The organism is Rhodopseudomonas sp. G2_2311 (assembly GCF_047501505.1).
Classification (GTDB): Bacteria; Pseudomonadota; Alphaproteobacteria; order Rhizobiales; family Xanthobacteraceae; genus Rhodopseudomonas; species Rhodopseudomonas palustris_H.
This window is the reverse complement of sequence record NZ_JAZDRK010000031.1, coordinates 3,144-23,102: the sequence shown is the minus strand read 5'-3', so window position 1 is coordinate 23,102 and position 19,959 is coordinate 3,144. Positions and strand designations below refer to the sequence as shown.

Annotated in this window: 18 protein-coding genes; 11 read left to right on the top strand and 7 right to left on the bottom strand. The window is 66.5% G+C overall.

The window, feature by feature from the left end; genetic code table 11:
• Positions 1–160: 160 nt before the first annotated feature.
• The 4 genes from VRZ08_RS23770 to VRZ08_RS23755 form a co-directional block, all read right to left on the bottom strand.
• Entirely contained in the window at positions 161–2,515 is a 2,355-nt protein-coding gene (locus VRZ08_RS23770) for a TonB-dependent receptor domain-containing protein (protein WP_414534107.1), read from the bottom strand.
• Between the two features lie 119 nt (positions 2,516–2,634).
• Positions 2,635–2,994 carry a hypothetical protein gene (locus VRZ08_RS23765; RefSeq protein ID WP_264053414.1) on the bottom strand — a complete coding sequence of 120 codons (360 nt, stop codon included), beginning with the start codon at positions 2,992–2,994 and terminating at the stop codon, positions 2,635–2,637.
• A gap of 142 nt (positions 2,995–3,136) precedes the next feature.
• Positions 3,137–3,673 carry a DUF3617 domain-containing protein gene (locus VRZ08_RS23760; RefSeq protein WP_414534106.1) on the bottom strand — a complete coding sequence of 179 codons (537 nt, stop codon included), beginning with the start codon at positions 3,671–3,673 and terminating at the stop codon, positions 3,137–3,139.
• A gap of 14 nt (positions 3,674–3,687) precedes the next feature.
• Positions 3,688–3,978 (bottom strand): hypothetical protein, encoded by a 291-nt coding sequence (locus tag VRZ08_RS23755; RefSeq protein WP_107345957.1) that lies wholly within the window; start codon positions 3,976–3,978, stop codon positions 3,688–3,690.
• A gap of 167 nt (positions 3,979–4,145) precedes the next feature.
• Between VRZ08_RS23755 and VRZ08_RS23750 the strand changes: the two genes are divergently transcribed.
• The 4 genes from VRZ08_RS23750 to VRZ08_RS23735 all read left to right on the top strand — a co-directional run bounded on the left by VRZ08_RS23750 (position 4,146) and on the right by VRZ08_RS23735 (position 7,051).
• Entirely contained in the window at positions 4,146–4,607 is a 462-nt protein-coding gene (locus VRZ08_RS23750; protein ID WP_107345956.1) for a hypothetical protein, read from the top strand.
• 104 nt (positions 4,608–4,711) lie between these two features.
• Positions 4,712–5,407, top strand: a complete 696-nt coding sequence (locus tag VRZ08_RS23745) for a ribonuclease T2 family protein (protein WP_414534105.1) — start codon at positions 4,712–4,714, stop codon at positions 5,405–5,407.
• 121 nt (positions 5,408–5,528) lie between these two features.
• Positions 5,529–6,497 carry a bifunctional riboflavin kinase/FAD synthetase gene (locus VRZ08_RS23740; RefSeq protein ID WP_414534104.1) on the top strand — a complete coding sequence of 323 codons (969 nt, stop codon included), beginning with the start codon at positions 5,529–5,531 and terminating at the stop codon, positions 6,495–6,497.
• Positions 6,494–7,051: a sugar O-acetyltransferase gene (locus VRZ08_RS23735; protein WP_414534103.1), complete on the top strand. Its 558-nt coding sequence runs from the start codon at positions 6,494–6,496 to the stop codon at positions 7,049–7,051. Before VRZ08_RS23740 ends, VRZ08_RS23735 begins: the two co-directional genes overlap by 4 nt.
• 7 nt (positions 7,052–7,058) lie before the next feature.
• On the opposite strand, the gene VRZ08_RS23730 is transcribed toward VRZ08_RS23735, so the two are convergent.
• Both VRZ08_RS23730 and VRZ08_RS23725 read right to left on the bottom strand, forming a co-directional pair.
• Positions 7,059–7,556 carry an RES family NAD+ phosphorylase gene (locus VRZ08_RS23730; protein WP_414534102.1) on the bottom strand — a complete coding sequence of 166 codons (498 nt, stop codon included), beginning with the start codon at positions 7,554–7,556 and terminating at the stop codon, positions 7,059–7,061.
• Positions 7,516–7,842: an antitoxin Xre/MbcA/ParS toxin-binding domain-containing protein gene (locus VRZ08_RS23725; protein ID WP_414534101.1), complete on the bottom strand. Its 327-nt coding sequence runs from the start codon at positions 7,840–7,842 to the stop codon at positions 7,516–7,518. The genes VRZ08_RS23730 and VRZ08_RS23725 overlap by 41 nt, the downstream gene beginning before the upstream one ends.
• A 157-nt stretch (positions 7,843–7,999) precedes the next feature.
• Here VRZ08_RS23725 and ileS point away from each other — a divergent pair, with 157 nt between their 5' ends.
• The 7 genes from ileS (at position 8,000) to mutL (ending at position 18,122) form a co-directional block, all read left to right on the top strand.
• The gene (gene ileS / locus VRZ08_RS23720) at positions 8,000–11,074 is read left to right on the top strand and encodes an isoleucine--tRNA ligase (protein ID WP_414534100.1); all 3,075 of its coding nucleotides are present in this window, start codon (positions 8,000–8,002) and stop codon (positions 11,072–11,074) included.
• A 225-nt stretch (positions 11,075–11,299) separates the two neighbouring features.
• Positions 11,300–11,794: a signal peptidase II gene (lspA, locus tag VRZ08_RS23715; RefSeq protein ID WP_107356907.1), complete on the top strand. Its 495-nt coding sequence runs from the start codon at positions 11,300–11,302 to the stop codon at positions 11,792–11,794.
• A gap of 81 nt (positions 11,795–11,875) precedes the next feature.
• A complete protein-coding gene (locus VRZ08_RS23710) occupies positions 11,876–12,592 on the top strand; it encodes a hypothetical protein (RefSeq protein WP_414534099.1) in 717 nt (238 codons plus the stop codon).
• A 169-nt stretch (positions 12,593–12,761) separates the two neighbouring features.
• The gene (locus tag VRZ08_RS23705; RefSeq protein WP_107345948.1) at positions 12,762–14,153 is read left to right on the top strand and encodes a M16 family metallopeptidase; all 1,392 of its coding nucleotides are present in this window, start codon (positions 12,762–12,764) and stop codon (positions 14,151–14,153) included.
• A gap of 44 nt (positions 14,154–14,197) precedes the next feature.
• Positions 14,198–15,580: a M16 family metallopeptidase gene (locus VRZ08_RS23700; RefSeq protein ID WP_414534113.1), complete on the top strand. Its 1,383-nt coding sequence runs from the start codon at positions 14,198–14,200 to the stop codon at positions 15,578–15,580.
• Positions 15,581–15,729: 149 nt separating this feature from the next.
• On the top strand, positions 15,730–16,149 hold the full coding sequence (gene arfB, locus VRZ08_RS23695) for an alternative ribosome rescue aminoacyl-tRNA hydrolase ArfB (protein WP_107345946.1): 420 nt from the start codon (positions 15,730–15,732) through the stop codon (positions 16,147–16,149).
• Positions 16,150–16,334: 185 nt separating this feature from the next.
• Positions 16,335–18,122: a DNA mismatch repair endonuclease MutL gene (gene mutL, locus VRZ08_RS23690; RefSeq protein WP_414534098.1), complete on the top strand. Its 1,788-nt coding sequence runs from the start codon at positions 16,335–16,337 to the stop codon at positions 18,120–18,122.
• A gap of 321 nt (positions 18,123–18,443) precedes the next feature.
• Here the strand turns inward: mutL and VRZ08_RS23685 are convergent, their stop codons facing one another.
• Positions 18,444–19,556, bottom strand: a complete 1,113-nt coding sequence (locus VRZ08_RS23685) for a branched-chain amino acid aminotransferase (protein WP_414534097.1) — start codon at positions 19,554–19,556, stop codon at positions 18,444–18,446.
• Positions 19,557–19,959 lie beyond the last annotated feature (403 nt).

Here is a 19,959-nt window from a genome sequence, read left to right as displayed (position 1 = left end):
ATTGATCTCGTGCGTCATTCCGGGGCGTCGCGTAGCGACGAACCCGGAATCTCGATGGGGAGACGGGAGCGTTTCCACAACTTCTGGATTCCGGGTTCGCGAGCTGCGCTCGCGCCCCGGAATGACGACGTGAGGCGAGCCGCCGTGCGCCCATGGCCACTCAGAACTTCAAATTCGCGAACGCCCGCACGCCGATGCCGGGCATCAGCACGTTGTCCTTGCTGTAGGACGTCGCGATCCGGATGTCTTCGTTGAGCAGATTGTTGCCGACGATGCCGATCAGCATCTCGCGTGCGCCCCAGGCGTTGGGGGCGAGCTTGGTCCGGTAGCTGACTTCAGCCTTCAGCAGATTGTAGCCCGGCGTCGTCGTTTCGGCGATCGGCGCCACGTCGTTCTGCGCGAAGGCGTGCAGCAGGTTGACCTTCATCAGCCAGTTGGCGTCGCGCCAGAACAGGCCGCCGCCGACCCGCATCGGCGGAATTCGCGGCACGTTGGTGCCGTCCGCGAAGGTCGCCCGCACGATGTCGAACTGGTTCTCGATGCCGAAGGTGCCGCCATAGAGTTGGGCGACGTCGAGCTGGCTCTGGAATTCGCCGCCCTTGAAGGTGGCGTCACGCTGCGAGTAGATCGCCTGGTTCAATTCCAGCGTGCCGGTGCCCGGATCGACGCAGGAGGCGTCGTCGCAAGTGTTGCCGGTCAGCCGCCGATAGATGAAGCCGCTGAACTGCGTGTAGTAGGCGGTGATCTCGAACCGGAACGGTCCGGTGGCGCGGCGCAGCCCGACCTCGACCGACTTGGCGGTTTCGATCTTCAGGTTGGGATTGCCGATGTCGAAGGTGGCGGTGGCGTCGTGGCCGCCGCGCGAGAACAGCTCGGCCGGCTTCGGCGCGCGCTCGACATATTGCCCGGTGATGCTCGCCGACAGGTCCCACGGCAGCGCCTGGATCAGGCCGACGCTGAAGCTCTTCGGCGTGAACGACAGGTTGCGCTGAGTGGCGGGGCCGATCGCGCTCGGATCGGTGTTGAGGTCGAAGATCTCGGGCACGAACGCCGGCGTGGTGCCGGACAGTTCGACATGCTCGATGCGGCCGGCGACCTGCGCCTTGGTGGTGTTGGTGAACTGCAGCTCGTTGAAGACGTAGCCGGCCGCCTTGGTGTTCTTGTTCGGGTCGAACAGACCGTTCAGCGGGCTGCCCGGATCGTCCGGGCTCGGCGCCGTCAGTTCCTGATGGCTGGCCTGAACGCCGACCGCGGTGGTGATCGCCGCGAAGCCGGCGTTGAACGGCGCGAGCTGCACCTCGAGCCGGCCTTCCTGCTCGCGGTTGGTGAAGGTCTGGCGCACGCCGTCGGTGGTCGGATCTCCGGCCGTGGCCTGACCGACTTCGTTGTGCTTGTAGTCGGTGGCGCCGACCCAGAACCGGATGGCGTCGATCGCGGCCGCATCCGGACGATACTCACCCTTGGCATTGAACTTGGTCTGCTTGGCGTCGATCCGGGTGCCGACCTGCGAACCTTCGACGCCGGGGATGTGATACAGCGAATTGTTCTGGGTGACCGACGCGCCGATGAAGCCGCCGTCGAACAGATACGAGCCGCCGACCGAGGCGCCCGCGGCGGTCGCGGCGGAATTCGGCTGGCGGCCGTTGAACGGCATGCCGGGCGCCGCATACGGATAGCTCGGCACATTGTAGTCGCCGGCATTGCGGCCATAGACGTCGGCATGGACCGCGACGTTGTTGCCGCCGGCATCGAGCAGCACCGCGCCTTCGACGCCGCGATCGACCGAGCTGACGGCGCTGCGGACTTCGCCGTTCATGCAGCCGGCGCCGCCGAACAGCGTCGGCGACTTGGCCAACCCATAGCTCTGGAACGGTTGCGCGCAGGGCGGCAGCGCGTCGGGAATCCGGTTGTTGGTGGCGCTGACGACGCCGCCGATTGCGGTCGAGCCGTAGCGCAGCGTGGCCGGGCCGCGGATCACTTCGACCTGATTGGTGGAGAGCGGATCGACCGGCACGAAGTGGTCTTCGCCGAGGTCGGACGCGCCGTTGCTGCCGGTGCCGTTCTCGATGATGCTGACACGGTTGACGTCGAGGCCGCGGATGATCGGGCGGCTAGCGCCACCGGGGGCGTATTGCGAGGCGCTGATGCCGGGTTTGTTGCCGAGCAGATCGCCCAGCGTGCCGCCGCCGCTGCGGCGGATTTCTTCGTTCGGTACCACCGTGACGGTGGCGAACTGGTCGGTGACGATCGGCAGGATGCCGGGCTGCGGCGCCGGGGTGGCCTGGGCCACGGGCGGCGTCTCGGCCGGCGCGGGGCCGCGCTGCCTTGCCGGAGCCGCGACGCGCGTCGCCGGACGCGGCTTCGCTTCGGTGTGGTGGCGGCGCTGAATCGGGCTCGGCGCCGTGACGGTGACTTCGGGGAGAGCGGTTTGGGCGCGCGCGCTTGGAGCGCCGGTGCTGCACACGGCGAGCGTTGCGGTGCCGAGCAGCAGCCCGGTCTTGAGGCGAGATGACATGGTTCTGTCCTGACTGCCGGCTCGCAGCGGAGCCGGGATCTGCGGCGACGCAGATCGATCACGTTGGTCCGCGCGCCGCCGGAGACCGGCTCGGCGCGGCATTCACAAGGGATCGGCGGTCAGGACAAAGGAGGGCCGCGCGGCTGAAAGCCGGCGGGCGTTGACGACAATTCGGCGTCGTCGAGGACGGCGAAGCGGTAATGGAAGGAATGCGCCTGCTGCGGCGGCAGCGCCGGCGGCGTTGCGGCCAGCGCCAGGCTGGCCATCGAGACGACTGCGCAGATCGCGCAGAGGTCGACGCCGGGATGGTGATGGTCGGTATCGGGTTCGGCTGGGCCATTGGCCGAGTCGGCCTGGGCAATCTGCAGCGCAGGCGGCTCGAAGCCGTGGAAGTGGCCGAACGCGGCGGCGAACTGCAGGGCGAGCGCGATCAACGCCAGCCGTGCGCCCCACCGGATGTTCGTCCGCACCCAATCCATTGCCGCCCCAGCCTCTCACGGTGCCGGCGTCGTCCCCCGCCACGCAACGTTACAATGTAACATTGCGGCAAGTGCCTCCGCTGTCAACGGAGGTCCCGGCGAAGGTCGGCGGGTGTGACTTTTGCGCCAGCTTCCGGGGCCGTCACTTCGACTTCGGCAACAGCGCCTTCAGCTTGTCCATGTCGGCGATGTTCATCTTGATCCCGCCCGGCATCACAATGTCGCCGGGCTTCTGGCCGTCCTTGCAGGGGCCGAGCCACTTCGCATCCAGCGTCGTGGCGGACTCCTTGGGAACGCCGGGCAGCGGGTTCTCGTTATGCGATGTCACCTTGACCGTGTAGGCCGAATTGAAGTCACCGGTGATCTCGGCGTGCGAGGTCGTGGTCATACCAGCGACCTTGCACACCGAATCGTTGGTGTAGCCGGTCGCGGTCTTCTGGATCGTCGGCGTCGAGCAGGCTTCGGTGGCCAGCGGCTGCACCGCCGCGTTCATCTTCTTGTCGATGGTCTCGTCGGTGCAGTGCTGGATCGCGACGTTCTGCCCGGAGCCGGAGCCCTGCATCTTCAGCTCCCACAGTCCCGGCTTGCGGGTCGGCAGGTCGATCGCCTGCGCCGCCGTCACTGGCGCGGCGAGCAGCAGGGAAAGCAGCCAGATGCGAGACAGATGGCGACGGCTCATCGCTGCGGCTCCGATCAGTATTTGGTGCGCAGCGGCCGCTCGTCGGCGCCATACGGCACCCAGCGGCACGCGAACGAGATGTAGCCGCCGTAATTGGCCTGCACGCCGAGCAGCTTCACCACCTTACCGTAGCGGGCGCAGTGATCGACCGCCATGGCGCGGACGTCGGCATGGCCGATCAGGCTGGTGGAGATGATTCCGCCGGTATCATTGCCCTTGAACGGCGGCACATAATCGGCGCGCGCCGCCGTGCTTGCCAGCACCGCACCCAGAACGGCCAAGCCGGCAGCCCCCATCAATCGCATCGTGATCTCCCTCTATCGCTGCGTTCGAGTCTAGAACGCCGCCATGAGAATGGAAAGAACACGCCCCGCGTTCCGCGTGGGGTTCTGCCGAGGTGTGGCCGGCCCGCACTTGACCTTGGCATGGCTTCGCGGCACCGTCCGCCGCATCGAATTCCGGTGGATGAGCCATGCGATTCATTTCGACGTTGAAAACGCCCGTCGCCGCGGTCGCGGCCCTGCTTGGCCTGTTCGCGCTGGCGCCCACCGCTCAGGCGGCCAATCCGCTGGAGATGAACTTCTGGCTGTCGGGTCCGCGCTATGACGGCAATCTGCCGCCGTGCGAAGCGGCGCTGCCGTCGATCACCCACCAGTTCGCCGAGAAGGAAGGCACCTTCTGGAATTCGGATCTGCGCATCACTGCGTATGCGAAGGTCCGCGACGTCGCGTTCCGCCCCTGGCAGAGCGACAACATTCCGCGCCGCTTCTGTGCCGCCGACGCGCTGCTGAACGACGGCAAGACCCGTCCGGTGTATTTCTCGGTCATCGAGGATGGCGGTCTCGCCGGCTTCACTGATGGCGTCGAGTTCTGCGTCGTTGGCGTCGACCGCAATTGGGCGTTCAATCCGGCCTGCAAGGCCGCCAAGCCCTGAGCGGCGCGCCGCGCTGAACCGCGGCGCTATCGACCATTTGCGTTCTTGAAACGTTCCTGAGTCCTGGTAGGCTTTTCGCACTTCCAGCAGCAGGGCCCTGTTACATGCTTGGATTTCTACGTCGACGACGGTCGCTGATCGCCGCCTGCGCGGTGGCTGGGGCTCTGTTCACCTCGGCCGCAGCCGAGGCGCAGGACCGCCGCCAGAATGCGCCCGGCGCGTTCGATTTCTACGTGCTGGCGCTGTCGTGGTCGCCGTCTTATTGCGAGCAGGCGTCCGAACGCGGACTCAGCGGCCGCTCGCAGCAGCTGCAGTGCGGCGGCCGGCCGTTCGCCTTCGTGGTGCACGGGCTGTGGCCGCAATACGAGCGCGGCTTTCCGGAATATTGCGAGCGTCCCGCGCCGCGGCTCGATCGCCGCATCGTCGACTCGATGCTTGACCTGATGCCGGCGCCGGGGCTGATCTATAACGAGTGGGACAAGCACGGCACCTGCGCAGGGCTGTCGCAGCGCGGCTATTTCGAACAGATCCGCAAGGCCCGCGCCGCAGTCCGGATTCCGCCCGACTTCATCGACGCCAAGGAGCCGCGCACCGTCACCGCCGACGAGGTCGAGGCCGCCTTCATCAAGGTCAATCCGGGCCTGTCGAATTCGGCGATTGCGGTGATGTGCGACCGCAAGCGGCTCAGCGAGGTGCGGATCTGCATGAGCAAGGATCTGCAATTCCGGGCCTGCGAGGAAATCGACCGCCGCGCCTGCCGCCGCGACCAGCTCGAAGTCCCGCCGCTGCGCGGCGGCTGAGTCCCCGGCGCCTCGCTTCAGACGTTCCCGAAGGTGTCCCAGGCCGCACGATGGCTTGACACCGCGCGCGGCTCCGCGTCACGGTCCGGGTCCCTCCTGAACGCGATGAACTGAATCCCAAATGACAGGCTTTGCCGTAATCCGCGACGATACGCCGACGGCCGTGATCCCCAAGGGCGCGGTGGTGGCGATGGGCAATTTCGACGGCGTCCACCGCGGCCACCGTGCCGTGATTGGCGCCTGCCTCGACATGGCGCGGATCAAGAAGGCGCCGGCCCTGGCGGTGACGTTCGAGCCGCATCCGCGCAAGTTCTTCAGCCCCGACGTGCCGCAATTCCGGCTCACCGACGAGACCGCCAAGCTGCGGCTGCTGGCCGGCACCGGGCTCGACGGCGCGGTGATCCTCAGCTTCGACGCGCGGCGGGCGTCGACCACGGCGCACGACTTCATCCAGCACGAGCTGATCGGCCGGCTCGGCGTGCAGGGCATCGCGATCGGCTACGATTTCCATTTTGGCAAGGGCCGTGGCGGCTCGCCCTCGATGCTGGTCGCCGAAGCGCCGTCGCTCGGGATCGAGGTCGACGTTCAGCCGCATGTCGATTTCGGCGACCATCCGGTGTCGTCGAGCGCGATCCGCAAATGCCTGGAGGAGGGCCACATCGCTGCCGCCACCGAGATGCTGGGCGGTCCGTGGTTCGTCACCGGCGAGGTGATCCATGGCGACAAGCGCGGCCGCGACCTCGGCTATCCGACCGCCAATATCAGGCTCGATCCGGAGTGCAGCCTGAAGCACGGCATCTATGCGGTGCGGGTCGGCCGCTGCGGCAAACACTACGACGCGGTGGCGAATTTCGGCCGCCGCCCGACCTTCGACAACGGCGCGCCGCTGCTCGAAGTGTTCGTGTTCGATTTCAATGAACCGCTGTACGGCGAGACGCTCGACGTCGCCTTCATCGCCTTCATCCGCGACGAGGAAAAGTTCGAGAGCATCGAGGCGCTGATCCGGCAGATGGACGACGACTCCGCCCGCGCCCGCGCGGCGCTCGCCGCCGACCACGGCGCGTTCCCCAAACTCGGCACGCTGCGATGAACCGGACCGAGAAGGAGAAGATGCTGGCGGGCGAGCTGTATCGCCCCGGCAGCCCGGAGCTCGCCGCCGACGAGGCCGCCAACAAGGCCTGGATCGTCCGCTACAACGCCTCGGGCGCGCTGCCGGCGGCGGAGCGGCACGTGCTGCTGTCCGAGCATTTCGGCCATGTCGGCAAGAGCGCGGTGGTGCGGCCACCGTTCTTCTGCGACTGCGGCTACAACATCTTCCTCGGCGACAACGTCTTCCTCAATTTCAACTGTGTGATCCTGGACATCATGCCGGTCCGGATCGGCGACCGCACCCAGATCGGTCCGGCGGTGCAGATCTACGCGGCCGACCACCCGCGCGACGCCGCCACCCGCCGCGAGGGCCTGGAATTCGGCCGCCCGGTGACGATCGGGGCCGACGTTTGGATCGGCGGTAGTGCCATCATCCTGCCCGGCATCAGCATCGGCGACGGCGCCGTGATCGGGGCCGGCAGCGTTGTGACCCGCGACGTCGCCCCACATGCCATCGTCGGCGGCAACCCGGCCAAGCCGCTGGGGAAGGGCTGACAGCTCCCTATCCACCGATCAGCCGCGGATCGAACGGTGCGCGGATAACCTCGGCGATCGCGATTTGGGCTGCATCGGGATGCGCCGGATTGAGCAAAAAGTTGTCGGCCTGCGGCACGATCGCGGACGGCACACGCAGCAACGGGCTCGTCCCGCGATCGAGCCAATTGTCGCCAACCTGGCGGCTCACCTCGAGCCGATTGGCCCAATCCAATGGCAGATCATTCGGCGCGATAACGTTCGCTTCGAGGTCGCCCGGAACCGCAATGGGCAGCAATTGGTAGGTTGCGGGCAGAAACTCGCGGTCCATGTGGACCAGCATCTCGAGCACGGCGCTCGATGGATGGTCGGCAAGATAGACGATCCGCCGCCCGCGGCTGTGCCAGCGACCGCTGGCCCTAAGTCCGCCTGTCCCGGTCAGATCCGCATAGTTCGAGATCCGCCAGAGCTCCATGACGAGGGGCTCAAGCAAAGATTCCGTGGTCGATCTGCTCCAGTTGTTCACGAACCACTGCAGCCCCGAGTTCGTCACGCAGCAGGTCGAGCGGACGCTGTCCGTTCAAACCCCGGTTCGGGTGATTGAGCCAAGCCTCTGCCCTGGCCGGATCGGCAAAGACTCGATCTGCCAGCGCGCGGATTTCCAGCGTTCGGATCGGGGTGACGGCAGAGTCGGTCGAGCCCCGAAGGGCCAGTCGGGCGTCATCCAGCAATTCGTCGAGGGAGCGGTTGTCTCCCTCGCGGCGAAGCCTCTTCAATTCTTCAAAGACTTCCGAAGGTGGCCTGACAGACATGGAATTCCTCCATCGATCAATAGATTAGTCTTTTGGAGGTCGACCGCAACCGGCACCTTGCCGGCGAGCCGCAATCGGCGCATCTCGGGGTAAATTCGATTGCCCGGCCAGTTCAATCGGGTTTCCGAAGCCCCGCAAAACCGCTATTCACGCCGCCATGACCGACACGCCCGCAAAAGACGCCGCCCAGGGCGGCAACGATTATTCCAAAACCCTCTTCCTGCCGCAGACGGAGTTTCCGATGCGCGCCGGACTGCCGCAGCGCGAGCCGGAGATGCTGAAGCGCTGGGAGGAGATGGACCTCTACGGCAAGCTGCGCGAAAGCGCCCGGGGCCGCGCCAAATTCGTGCTGCACGATGGCCCGCCCTACGCCAACGGCAACATCCATATCGGGCATGCGCTGAACAAGATCCTCAAGGACGTCGTGACCAAGAGCCAGCAGATGCTCGGGTTCGACTCCAACTACGTGCCCGGCTGGGACTGTCACGGCCTGCCGATCGAGTGGAAGATCGAGGAAGAGAACTACCGCTCCAAGGGCAAGCCGAAGCCGAACTTCAAGGACTCCGCGGCGATCATCGCGTTCCGCAAGGAGTGCCGCGCCTACGCCACCAAATGGCTGAACGTGCAGCGCGAGGAGTTCAAGCGGCTGGGCGTGATCGGCGATTGGGATCATCCCTACGCGACGATGAACTACTTCGCCGAGGCGCAGATCGCCCGCGAGCTGATGAAGTTCGCCGCCAACGGCACGCTGTATCGGGGCAGTAAGCCGGTGATGTGGAGCGTGGTCGAAAAGACCGCGCTGGCCGAGGCCGAGGTCGAGTACGAGGACTACACCTCGGATACGGTGTGGGTGAAGTTTCCGGTCAGGTCGTATTCGGCGCAAGGCCTTACCCTCACGCGAGATCACAATCCTGATCAGACGCTCGACAGCAAATTTTACGAAAGTTCGCTGGTGGAGAATGCGTCTGTCGTAATCTGGACCACTACACCTTGGACGCTGCCGGGCAACCGAGCCATCAGCTTCTCTTCCAAGATCAAGTATGGCTTGTTCCAGGTCACAGATGCTCCCGCTGAAAACTGGGCTAAAGTGGGTGAAGTTCTGATCCTCGCAAATAATCTGGCCGAGGATGTCTTCAAGCAAGCGAGGGTCGTTGCTTGGAAGAAAATTGCGGATGTAGCTAATCTCTCAGCTCTTTGTTGTTCGCACCCTCTCGCCGATATGGGGTATCAGTTTCCTGTTCCGTTGCTCGATGGTGAGCATGTCACCGACGATACCGGCACGGGATTTGTTCACACCGCCCCGGGGCATGGTCGTGAGGACTTTGATATCTGGATGGCTCACTCGCGTGAGCTGGAGCGGGAGAATGTCAATACCGTCATCCCCTACACCGTCGATGAGAACGGCGCCCTCACCGAGCAGGCGCCGGGCTTCACCGGCAAGCGGGTAATCAACGACAAGGGCGAGAAGGGCGACGCCAACGAGGCGGTGATCCAGGCGCTGATCGCGCGCGGCGCGCTGCTGGCGCGCGGCAAGCTGAAGCACCAGTACCCGCATTCGTGGCGCTCCAAGAAACCGGTGATCTTCCGCAATACGCCGCAGTGGTTCATCGCGATGGATAAGGACATCGTCGATGACGGCGTCGCCAAGCCCGGCGACACGCTGCGCGCACGCGCCCTGCAGGCGATCTCGGTCACCCAATGGGTGCCGCCGGCCGGCCAGAACCGCATCAACGGCATGATCTCCGGCCGTCCCGACTGGGTGATCTCACGGCAGCGCGCCTGGGGCGTGCCAATCGCGGTATTCATCAAGGACCGAGGCGACGGCTCGGTCGAGATCCTGCAGGACGAGATCGTCAACCACCGCATCGCCGAGGCCTTCATGCAGGAAGGCGCCGACGCCTGGTACGCCGAAGGCGCGGCCGAGCGCTTCCTGGGTGATCGCGCCGCTGAGGGCTGGCGCAAGGTCGACGACATTCTCGACGTCTGGTTCGACTCCGGTTCGACCCATGCGTTCGTGCTCGAAGATGCGCAGAACTTCCCCGGCCTCGCCGGCATCCGCCGCAAGGTCGATGGCGGCGCCGACACGGTGATGTATCTGGAAGGCAGCGATCAGCATCGCGGCTGGTTCCATTCGTCGCTGCTCGAGAGCTGCGGCACCCGCGGCCGCGCGCCCTATGACGTCGTGCTGACCCACGGCTTCACGCTCGACGAGCAGGGCCGCAAGATGTCGAAGTCGCTCGGCAACACCACCGATCCGGCCAAGGTGATCGCGTCCTCGGGCGCCGACATCCTGCGGCTGTGGGTGTGCGCCACCGACTACGCCGACGATCAGCGCATCGGCCCCGAGATCCTCAAGAACGTGGTCGAGACCTATCGCAAGCTGCGCAACTCGATCCGCTGGATGCTCGGCACGCTGCACCATTTCAAGCGCGACGAGGCGGTGGCGTTCGCCGACATGCCGGAGCTGGAGCGGCTGATGCTGCATCAGCTTGCCGAGCAGAGCGCGACGGTGCGCGCCGCCTATGCGGAGTTCGACTACAAGACCGTGGTGGCGTCGCTTGCGGCGTTCATGAACACCGAGCTGTCGGCGTTCTACTTCGACATTCGCAAGGACACGCTGTACTGCGACCCGCCGTCGTCGCTGGCGCGCAAGGCGGCGCTGACCACGATCGACATCATCTGCGACGCGATCCTGAAGTGGCTGGCGCCGGTGCTGTCGTTCACCGCCGACGAAGCCTGGAGCATGTACCGGCCCGACGCCGAGCCGAGCGTGCACCTGACGCTGTTCCCGCTCGACCTCGGCGGGTATCGCGACGAGGCGCTGGAGAAGAAGTGGCGGGTGATCCGTGCGATCCGCAAGGTCGTCACCGGCGCGCTGGAAGTCGAGCGCGCCGCGAAGCGGATCGGCTCGTCGCTCGAAGCCTCGCCGATGATCTATCTGCCGGAAGCCTTCATGGCCGATCTGTTCGACGTCGACTGGGCGGAGATCTGCATCACGTCGAACGCGATGGTCGAGATCCTGCGCGGCAACGACACTCCGCCGGCCGATGCGTTCCGGCTGCCGGAGCTCGCCGACGTCGGCGTGGTGATCGAGCGGGCGCAGGGCACCAAATGCGCCCGGTCGTGGAAGATCCTGTCGAGCGTCGGCTCGGACGCCGAATATCCCGACGTCTCCCCTCGCGACGCCCAGGCGCTGCGGGAATGGAAGGCGCTGGGCGGCGCGGCGTCTTGAGAGGCTCGCATCCTCAGCAATGCCCGTCATGGCCGGGCTTGACCCGGCCATCCATGGCTGCGAGCACGGTGGTTGTTTCGTGGATGGCCGGGTCAAGCCCGGGCATGACGCCAGTGAGTGCGGCAAGGCCAAGCCGATGACCGATGCCTCGTCTCAACATCACCGACACGGCGTATGGGCCCCCGCCTGCGCGGGGACGACGCTTCGTGACGGAGCGGCGGCATCATGACCCCCGTCCGCCTCGGCGTCCTCGCCGCCATCGTCGCGCTGGCGCTCGATCAGGCCAGCAAGCTGTGGCTGCTGCACGGGTTTGAGCTGGCGCGGAAGGGCGTGGTGCAGGTGCTGCCGTTCTTCGATCTGGTGCTGGCCTGGAACACCGGGATCTCCTACGGCTGGTTCTCCGGCCAGGGGCCGACCGGGCAGATGTTGATGCTGGCGTTCAAGGTCGTGGCCGTGGTGGCGCTGGCGATCTGGATGGCGCGCTCCACCACCAGGCTTGCGACCATCGGTCTCGGTCTGATCATCGGCGGGGCGATCGGCAATGCGATCGACCGGCTCGCCTATGGCGCGGTGGTCGATTTTGCCCTCCTTCACGCCGAAATCGGCGGCAAAACCTACAATTGGTACGTGTTCAACATCGCCGACGTGGCGATTGTTGTCGGGGTGGCGGCCCTGCTGTATGACTCCCTGATAGGGCTACCCGCCGCAAAAGCGCCCTGATCCCGGCCGATACCGACCGCGCGGAATTGGGCCTGCTTCCGGGTTGCGGCCCGATCGCAAGACGTGAATAGGATCAACGCCATGCGCCAGACCGACAGCCGCCTTCCGAAGCTGGAAACGTCCACCGCCGCGCTGCTCCGCACCGCCCGGCTGGCCGCCGTCGCGCTGGGGATTGGGCTGGTGCTCACCGCCGGTGTGGCCCGTGCCCAGGACGACGAGGACGACAGCACCTTCGAAGAGAAGGTGATCAAGGGCCTGATGTCCGGCATCGGCGCCACCAATATGGACAATTCCGGCATCGACTATCGCGAGCGCTCGCCGCTGGTGGTGCCGCCGAAGCTTGAACTGCCGCCGCCGGAAGCCACCGCCGCGGCCGCGCCGGCGCCGAACTGGCCGAAGGACGCCGATCTGCAGCGCCGCAAGGAAATCAAGGCGGCCGAAGCCAAGGCCAAGCCGAATCCGTGGGAATCGGCCCAGCCGCTGACCCCGTCGCAGCTCAAATCGGTCCGCGCCGACGCCGCCAAGGGCGGCAACGATCCGATGCAGCCCGGCAACCAGCAGAACAATCCGATGCTGAGCCCGTCTCAGCTCGGCTTCAACGGCTCGCTCTGGAGCGTGTTCGGCGGCAGCAAGACCGAAACCGCGACCTTCACCGGCGAGCCGACCCGCGAGAACCTGACCCAGCCGCCGTCCGGCTACCAGACGCCGTCGCCGAACTTCGCCTACGGCACCGGGCCGAAGGAAGCGCTCGGCAGCAAGCGGATGGACATCATGTCGGGCAAAGAAACCAGCAATTGAGCCTGGTTGCCGTCCGTCCTCGTTCATCACGGCTCGCCGCATCGCGCGGCATTCCCATCTCTCGTTCCGTCGAACAGCGTGCGCGTCAGCGCCGCTGCCGATGGCTTGCGCCTTGTTCTTCGGACAGGCGCTCGGCCTGATCCGTCCTCCAGCCTGGATGATGCCTGATATGACCGCATCCGCCGCTCCGCGCCGCCGCCCGCTCGCCGCGCTCGCCGTCCTTGCCGCCGTGGTGGTCGGGACGCCTGCCGCCGCGCAGACCGTCACCGCCGCGCCGCCCGCGACCTTCACGCTGCAGAACGGCCTTCGGGTGGTGGTGATCCCGGATCACCGCACGCCGGTGGTGACGCAGATGATCTGGTACAAGGTCGGCTCGGCCGATGAGACGCCCGGCAAATCCGGATTGGCGCATTTCCTCGAACATCTGATGTTCAAGGGCACCGAGAAGCATCCGGCCGGCGAGTTCTCGCAGACTGTGCTGAAGATCGGCGGCAACGAGAACGCGTTCACCTCCTACGACTTCACCGGCTACTTCCAGCGCGTGCCGAAGTCCCACCTCGAACAGATGATGGCGTTCGAGGCCGACCGCATGACCGGCCTGGTGCTGAAGGACGAGAACGTGCTGCCGGAGCGCGACGTCGTGCTCGAAGAGTACAACATGCGGGTCGCCAACGATCCGGACGCGCGGCTCACCGAGCAGATCATGGCGGCGCTGTATCTCAACCATCCCTACGGCCGCCCGGTGATCGGTTGGCATCAGGAGATCGCCAAGCTCGATCGCGAGGATGCCTTGGCGTTCTATCGCCGGTTCTACGCGCCCAACAACGCCACGCTGGTGATCGCCGGCGACATCGAGGCCGACGAGGTTCGCCCGCTGGCCGAGCGGATTTATGGGGCGATCCCGGCGCAGCCGGCGATCCCGCCGCAGCGCATCCGCCCGCAGGAGCCGACGCCGGCGGGGCCGCGCACCGTGACGCTCGCTGATCCGCGCGTCGAACAGCCGGCGGTGCGGCGCTATTATTTGGTGCCATCGGCCCACACCGGCGCCAAGGGCGACAGCGCCGCGCTGGAAGTGCTGGCGCAACTGCTCGGCCATGGCAGCAATTCGTATCTGTACCGCGCGCTGGTGATCGACAATCCGCTGGCGATCACGGTGGGGGCCAACTACCAGGGCAATGCGCTCGACGACAGCTACTTCATCGTCGCCGGCACGCCGAAGCCGGGTGTCGATTTTGCGGCGATCGAGAAGAAGATCGACGAAGTGATCGCCGATGTCGTCGCCAACCCGGTTCGCTCCGAGGACCTGGAGCGCGTCAAGACCCAGCTGATCGCCGCCGCGGTCTATGCGCAGGACAATCAGGCGACGTTGGCGCGCTGGTACGGTCAGGCGCTGACCACCGGCCTCAGCGTCCAGGACGTGCAGAGCTGGCCCGACCGCATCCGTGCCGTCACCTCCGACGACGTTCGCGCCGCCGCCAAGCAGTGGCTCGACCGCAACCGCTCGGCGACCGGCTATCTGGTCACCGGCCCCGCCGCCAAGCAGGAGGAGAAACGCTCGTGAGCATCGATCTGTTGTCTGCGCGGCGCCTGACCGCTGCTCTCGTCGTGACCCGCGCCGGCTTTGCTAAGCAATTCGCGCTCGCCGCCTGCGTCGGGCTTGCCGTCGCTTTGTCCGCGGTGCCGTCGCATGCGGCCGCCAAGATCCAGCGGCTGGTGACTCCCGGCGGTCTGGTTGCGTGGTTCGTGCAGGACGCCACCGTGCCGCTGATCTCGATGGAGTATTCGTTCGACGGCGGCGCCAGCCAGGATCCGGCCGACAAGCCGGGCGTCGGCCACATGGTCGCCAACCTGCTCGACGAAGGCTCCGGCGACATGGACTCGGCGACGTTCCATGAGCGGCTGGATCGCCGCGCCATTCAACTGTCCTACTCGGTGACCCGCGATTACTTCCGCGGCTCGCTGCGGATGCTGAAGGACGACCGCAACGAAGCGTTCGGTTTGTTGCACACCTCGATGACCCAGGCGCGGTTCGAGCCGAAGGACGTCGAGCGAATTCGCGCGCAGCTGTTGTCGACGCTGCGCCGCCAGGCGCTCGATCCCAACAACCTCGCCAGCCGCAAGTTTCTCGAAGTGGCGTTCGGCGATCACCCCTATGGCCGGCCTTCGACCGGCACGCCGGAAAGCCTGCCCAAGGTCACCATCGAGGACATGAAGGGCTATGTCGGCCGAGTGCTGGCGAAGGACACGCTGAAGATCGCGGTGGTCGGCGACGTCGATGCCGCCACGCTCGCCAAGCTGCTCGACGACACGTTCGGCAGCCTGCCGGCCAAGGCGCAGCTGACGCCGGTGCCGGATGTCGTCGCCGCCAAGCCGCCGCAGCGGACCAACGTCACGCTCGACGTGCCGCAGACCGTGGTGATGTTCGGTGGACCGGGCATCAAGCGCGACGATCCGGATTTCATGGCCGCCTATGTGGTCAATCACATCCTCGGCGGCGGTTCGCTGTCGTCGCGGCTGTACCGCGAAGTGCGCGAGAAGCGCGGGCTGGCCTATTCGATCTACGAGCAATTGCTGTGGATGCAGCATTCGGCGCTGTTCATCGGCTCGACCGGCACCCGCGCCGACCGCGCCACCGAGACGATCGATGCCATCACTGCCGAGGTGAAGCGGATCGGCGAGCAGGGGCCGAGCGAGCAGGAGCTTGCCGAGGCGAAGTCCTACATCAACGGCTCGCAGATGCTGTCGCTCGACACCTCGGCCAAGTTGGCGCAAGCGCTGCTGCAGTATCAGAACGACGGTCTGCCGATCGACTACATCGACAAGCGCAGTGAGGTGGTCAACGCGGTGACGCTGGCAGATGCCAAGCGCGTCGCGCAGCGGCTGTGGTCGAACGGTCTGCTCACCGTGGTGGTCGGCCGCCAGCCCCAGGCTGCAGCCCAACCGGCCGTCAAACCCGCCGGCACTCCGCCCGCGCCGCGGGCGAATTAGCACCACGCCCAGACTCGCGTTGCCGCGACCTCTCCCGGAGGACGACTGAACCTCTCCCCGCCGGCGGGGGGAGGGGGCGCAAGCGGTTCGACCGTGCTAAACAGCAGGCCGCCGTGCGGTCCGCGCGGCATCAACCGCTTTGGTGCCCCATGCTGCGGATCAGCCGCAACCTCGTGATCGAGGACGACGACATCGAGATCAGCTTCATCCGCGCCTCTGGGCCGGGCGGGCAGAACGTCAACAAGCTGTCGACCGCGGCGCAGCTCCGGTTTGACACCGCCAAGATCGCCTTGCCGGAGGATGCCGCCGCGCGGCTGGTCGGGCTCGCCGGCCAGCGCATGACCAAGGACGGCGTCATCGTCATCCGCGCCGACCGCTTCCGCACCCAGGAGCGCAACCGTGCCGATGCGCTGGAGCGGCTCGAAGAACTGCTGAAAGCTTCGCTGGTGCGCCCGATCCCGCGCCGCGCCACCCGGCCGACGCTGGGCTCGAAGAAGCGCCGCCTCGAAGGCAAGAAGCGCCGCGGCGACATCAAGGCCGGACGGAGCGGCAAGAGCTTCGATGATTGACCAACTGCCGCCACGTCGTCATTGCGAGGAGCGAAGCGACGAAGCAATCCAGGAGCCCCGTGCACGGAGCTGGATTGCTTCGCTGCGATCGCAATGACGGAGAAGGAGAGGGCCACGTCCGCGGCTGACGGCGGCAACCGGCTTCTCTAAAGTCATCGCTCACGCCCACGAGTCGCTCGGTTCCCATGCCCGTCCGCCAGCTTCCCGAAACCATCGTCAACCGCATCGCCGCCGGCGAGGTGGTGGAGCGGCCGGCGAGCGTGGTGAAGGAGCTGGTCGAGAATGCGATCGATGCCGGCGCCAGCCGGATCGACATCTTTTCGGACGGCGGCGGGCGGCGGAAGATCGTCATTGCCGACGACGGCTCCGGCATGACGGCAGCCGATCTCGCGCTCGCGGTCGATCGTCACGCCACCTCCAAGCTCGACGACGAGGACCTGCTGCAGATCCGCACCCTCGGGTTTCGCGGCGAAGCGCTGCCGTCGATCGGGGCAGTGGCGCGACTGTCGATCACGACGCGGCACGCCACCGAGCCGCATGCCTGGAGCCTGCGGGTCGAAGGCGGCGACAAGACCCCGATCGCGCCGGCGGCGCTGACGCAGGGGACCCGCGTCGAAGTCGCCGATCTGTTCTTTGCAACGCCAGCGCGGCTGAAGTTTCTCAAGACCGATCGCACCGAGGCCGAAGCGATCCGCGAAGTCGTCCGGCGACTGGCGATGGCGCGGCCGGACGTGGCCTTCACGCTGGCCGGCGAAGAGCGCGCGCCGGTGACTTGGGCGGCGGCGCTGCCGGGTGCGCCCGGGCAACTGATCCGGCTCGGCGACATCCTCGGCGCCGAGTTTCGCGCCAACGCCATCGAAGTCCGTGCCGAGCGCGAGGGCGTGATCGTCGAAGGCTTCGCGGCGGCGCCGTCGCTGACCAAAGCCAATGCGCTCGGGCAGTATCTGTTCGTCAACGGCCGCCCGGTGCGCGACAAGCTGATCTTGGGAGCGGTGCGCGCCGCGTATTCGGACTACTTGCCGCGCGACCGTCATCCGGTGGTGGCGCTGTTCGTCACGCTGGATAGCCGCGAGGTCGACGCCAACGTGCATCCGGCCAAGACCGAGGTGCGCTTCCGCAATGCCGGTCTGGTCCGCGCGCTGATCGTGCATGCACTGAAGGAAGGCCTCGCGCGCGAAGGCCGCCGGACCGCGGCCAACAGCGCCAGCAGCGTGATCTCGACATTTCGTCCCGCCTCGATGCCGCCGGCGAATTGGGACTGGCGTTCGTCGCCGTCCTATCCGGTCGGCGGCACTGCGGCGCCATCGTTCGCCGAGCGCGCGCAGGCGGCGTTCGATGTCGGCGCGCCGAGCGCCGACATTCGTCCGGCCGAGGTGACGCCGGATCTGCTCGACCGGCCGCTCGGTGCTGCGCGCACTCAGATCCACGAGACCTACATCGTGTCGCAGACCCGCGACGGTCTGATCGTGATCGATCAGCACGCCGCGCATGAGCGGATCGTCTATGAGCGGCTCAAAGCTTCGCTCGAAGCCAACGGCGTGCAGCGCCAGATCCTGCTGATCCCCGACATCGTCGAGATGGACGAGGCGACGGTCGAGCGCCTGGTCGCGCGGGCCGAAGAGCTGGCGAAGTTCGGCCTGGTCATCGAGAGCTTCGGCCCCGGTGCAGTCGCGGTGCGCGAAACGCCGTCGCTGCTCGGTAAGACCGATGCGTCAGGCCTGCTGCGCGATCTCGCCGAGCACATGGCCGAATGGGACGAAGCGCTGCCGCTGGAGCGCCGCCTGATGCACGTCGCCGCCACCATGGCCTGCCACGGCTCGGTCCGCGCCGGGCGCGTGCTCAAGCCGGAGGAAATGAACGCGCTGCTGCGCGAGATGGAAGCGACGCCGAATTCCGGCCAATGCAACCACGGCCGCCCGACCTATGTCGAACTGACGCTGGCCGATATCGAGAAGCTGTTCGGGCGAAGATAGTTGCCGTCTGTGCGTAAGCGCATTGCCTGCGCCCCGACCACGGCGCACTCCCTCTCCCGCCTGCGGGAGAGGGCGGGGGTGAGGGCGCCCCAGGCAGTGAGTCCGCGATCCGCGTCGCCCCTCACCCCGGCCCTCTCCCCGCAAGGGCGGGGCGAGGGAGCGCGCCGTGCTCGTGTCGATGGTTTAGGCAACGTCATTCCGGGGCGCGCGTAGCGCGAACCCGGAATCTCGAGGTTGTTACCAAAGAGATTCCGGGTTCGCTGACTTCGTCAGCGCCCCGGAATGACTCGTGGTGAGTTCGGGGCTCGATATCAACGAGCCTCAGATCACCTTCTTGATCCAGCCGTGCTTGTCCGGCGTGCGGCCGTATTGGATGTCGACAAGCTGCTTGCGCAGGCCCATCGCCACCTCGCCGGCCTGGCCGCCGTTGATGGTGAAGTCGCCGTGGTTCGAGCACACCTTGCCGATCGGCGAGATCACCGCGGCGGTGCCGCAAGCGAACGCTTCCTTGAGCTTGCCGGACGCCGCGTCGGCGCGCCACTGATCGATCGTGTACGGCTCTTCGCGGACCACGCGGCCGGCGTCGCGCGCCAGCGTGATGATCGAGTCGCGGGTGATGCCAGGCAGGATGGTGCCGAGCGGCGGAGTCGACAGCGAACCGTCGTCGAACACGAAGAACACGTTCATGCCGCCGAGCTCTTCGACGTAGCGGCGCTCGAGCGCATCGAGGAACACCACCTGGTCGCAGCCGCGCTCGATCGCTTCGGCCTGGGCGCGCAAGCTGGCGGCGTAGTTGCCGCCGCACTTGACGCCGCCGGTGCCGCCGACCGCCGCGCGGGTATAGGTCTCCGACACCCAGATCGACACCGGGGCAGGGCCGCCCTTGAAGTACGAGCCGACCGGCGAGGCGATCACCGAGAAGATGTACTCCGCCGACGGCTTGACGCCGAGGAACACTTCGCTGGCGATCATGAACGGCCGCAGATACAGGCTGCCTTCGCCGCCCGGGATCCAGTTGCGGTCGATCTTCACCAGCTGTTCGATCGCCTCGATGAACACCTGCTCGGGCAGCTGCGCCATCGCCATGCGGTCGGCGCTGTCGCGGAAGCGGCGCGCATTGGCGTCGGGGCGGAACAGGTTCACGCCACCGTCGTCGCGCTTATAGGCCTTGAGGCCTTCGAAAATTTCCTGCGCGTAGTGCAGCACGGCGTGGGCCGGATCGAGCGCGAAGTTCGAGCGCGCCTCAATGCGGGCGCCGTGCCAGCCATGCGCCTGGTCGAAGCGGACGATCGCCATGTGGTCGGTGAAGACCCGGCCGAAGCCGAGGTTTTCCAGCTTCGCGTCGCGTTCCTTGTCGGGGGTCGGGTTCGCCGAGGGCTGGATGTCGAAGTTCAGCCAGAGCGAGCCGTCGATCTTATCGAACGAAACTCCCATCGATCTTCTCCTGGACCGGCGCGCCTGCGGGTGGCCGTGGTTGTCGCGGATCCGGCTATCGAAAGCCGGCCGCAAAAGTGGTTATCGGTCCCGGCGCATCGCCGGGAGATGTTTTGGCGGAATTGCCGAACTCCGCTAATGTTTCGGCCGAGCCGTCCGACCATCGCATGCAGGCCGCCGGGCAGCTTCCTTTATCGGACTGCACGGGCAGGGGTCGCAAGCGGAATAGTCGATTATTTCGTCTTGGTCGGCGGTTTTGTAACATAAAGACCTGATATGTCAACATGGCTGACATAAATTTCAACGAGGTGATCCGGCCGTGGGCGGGGGGGGGGCGGGCCGCCCCCCCCCCCCCCCCCCCCCCCCCCCCGCCCCCCCACCCCAGCCTCTCCACAGAACCCGT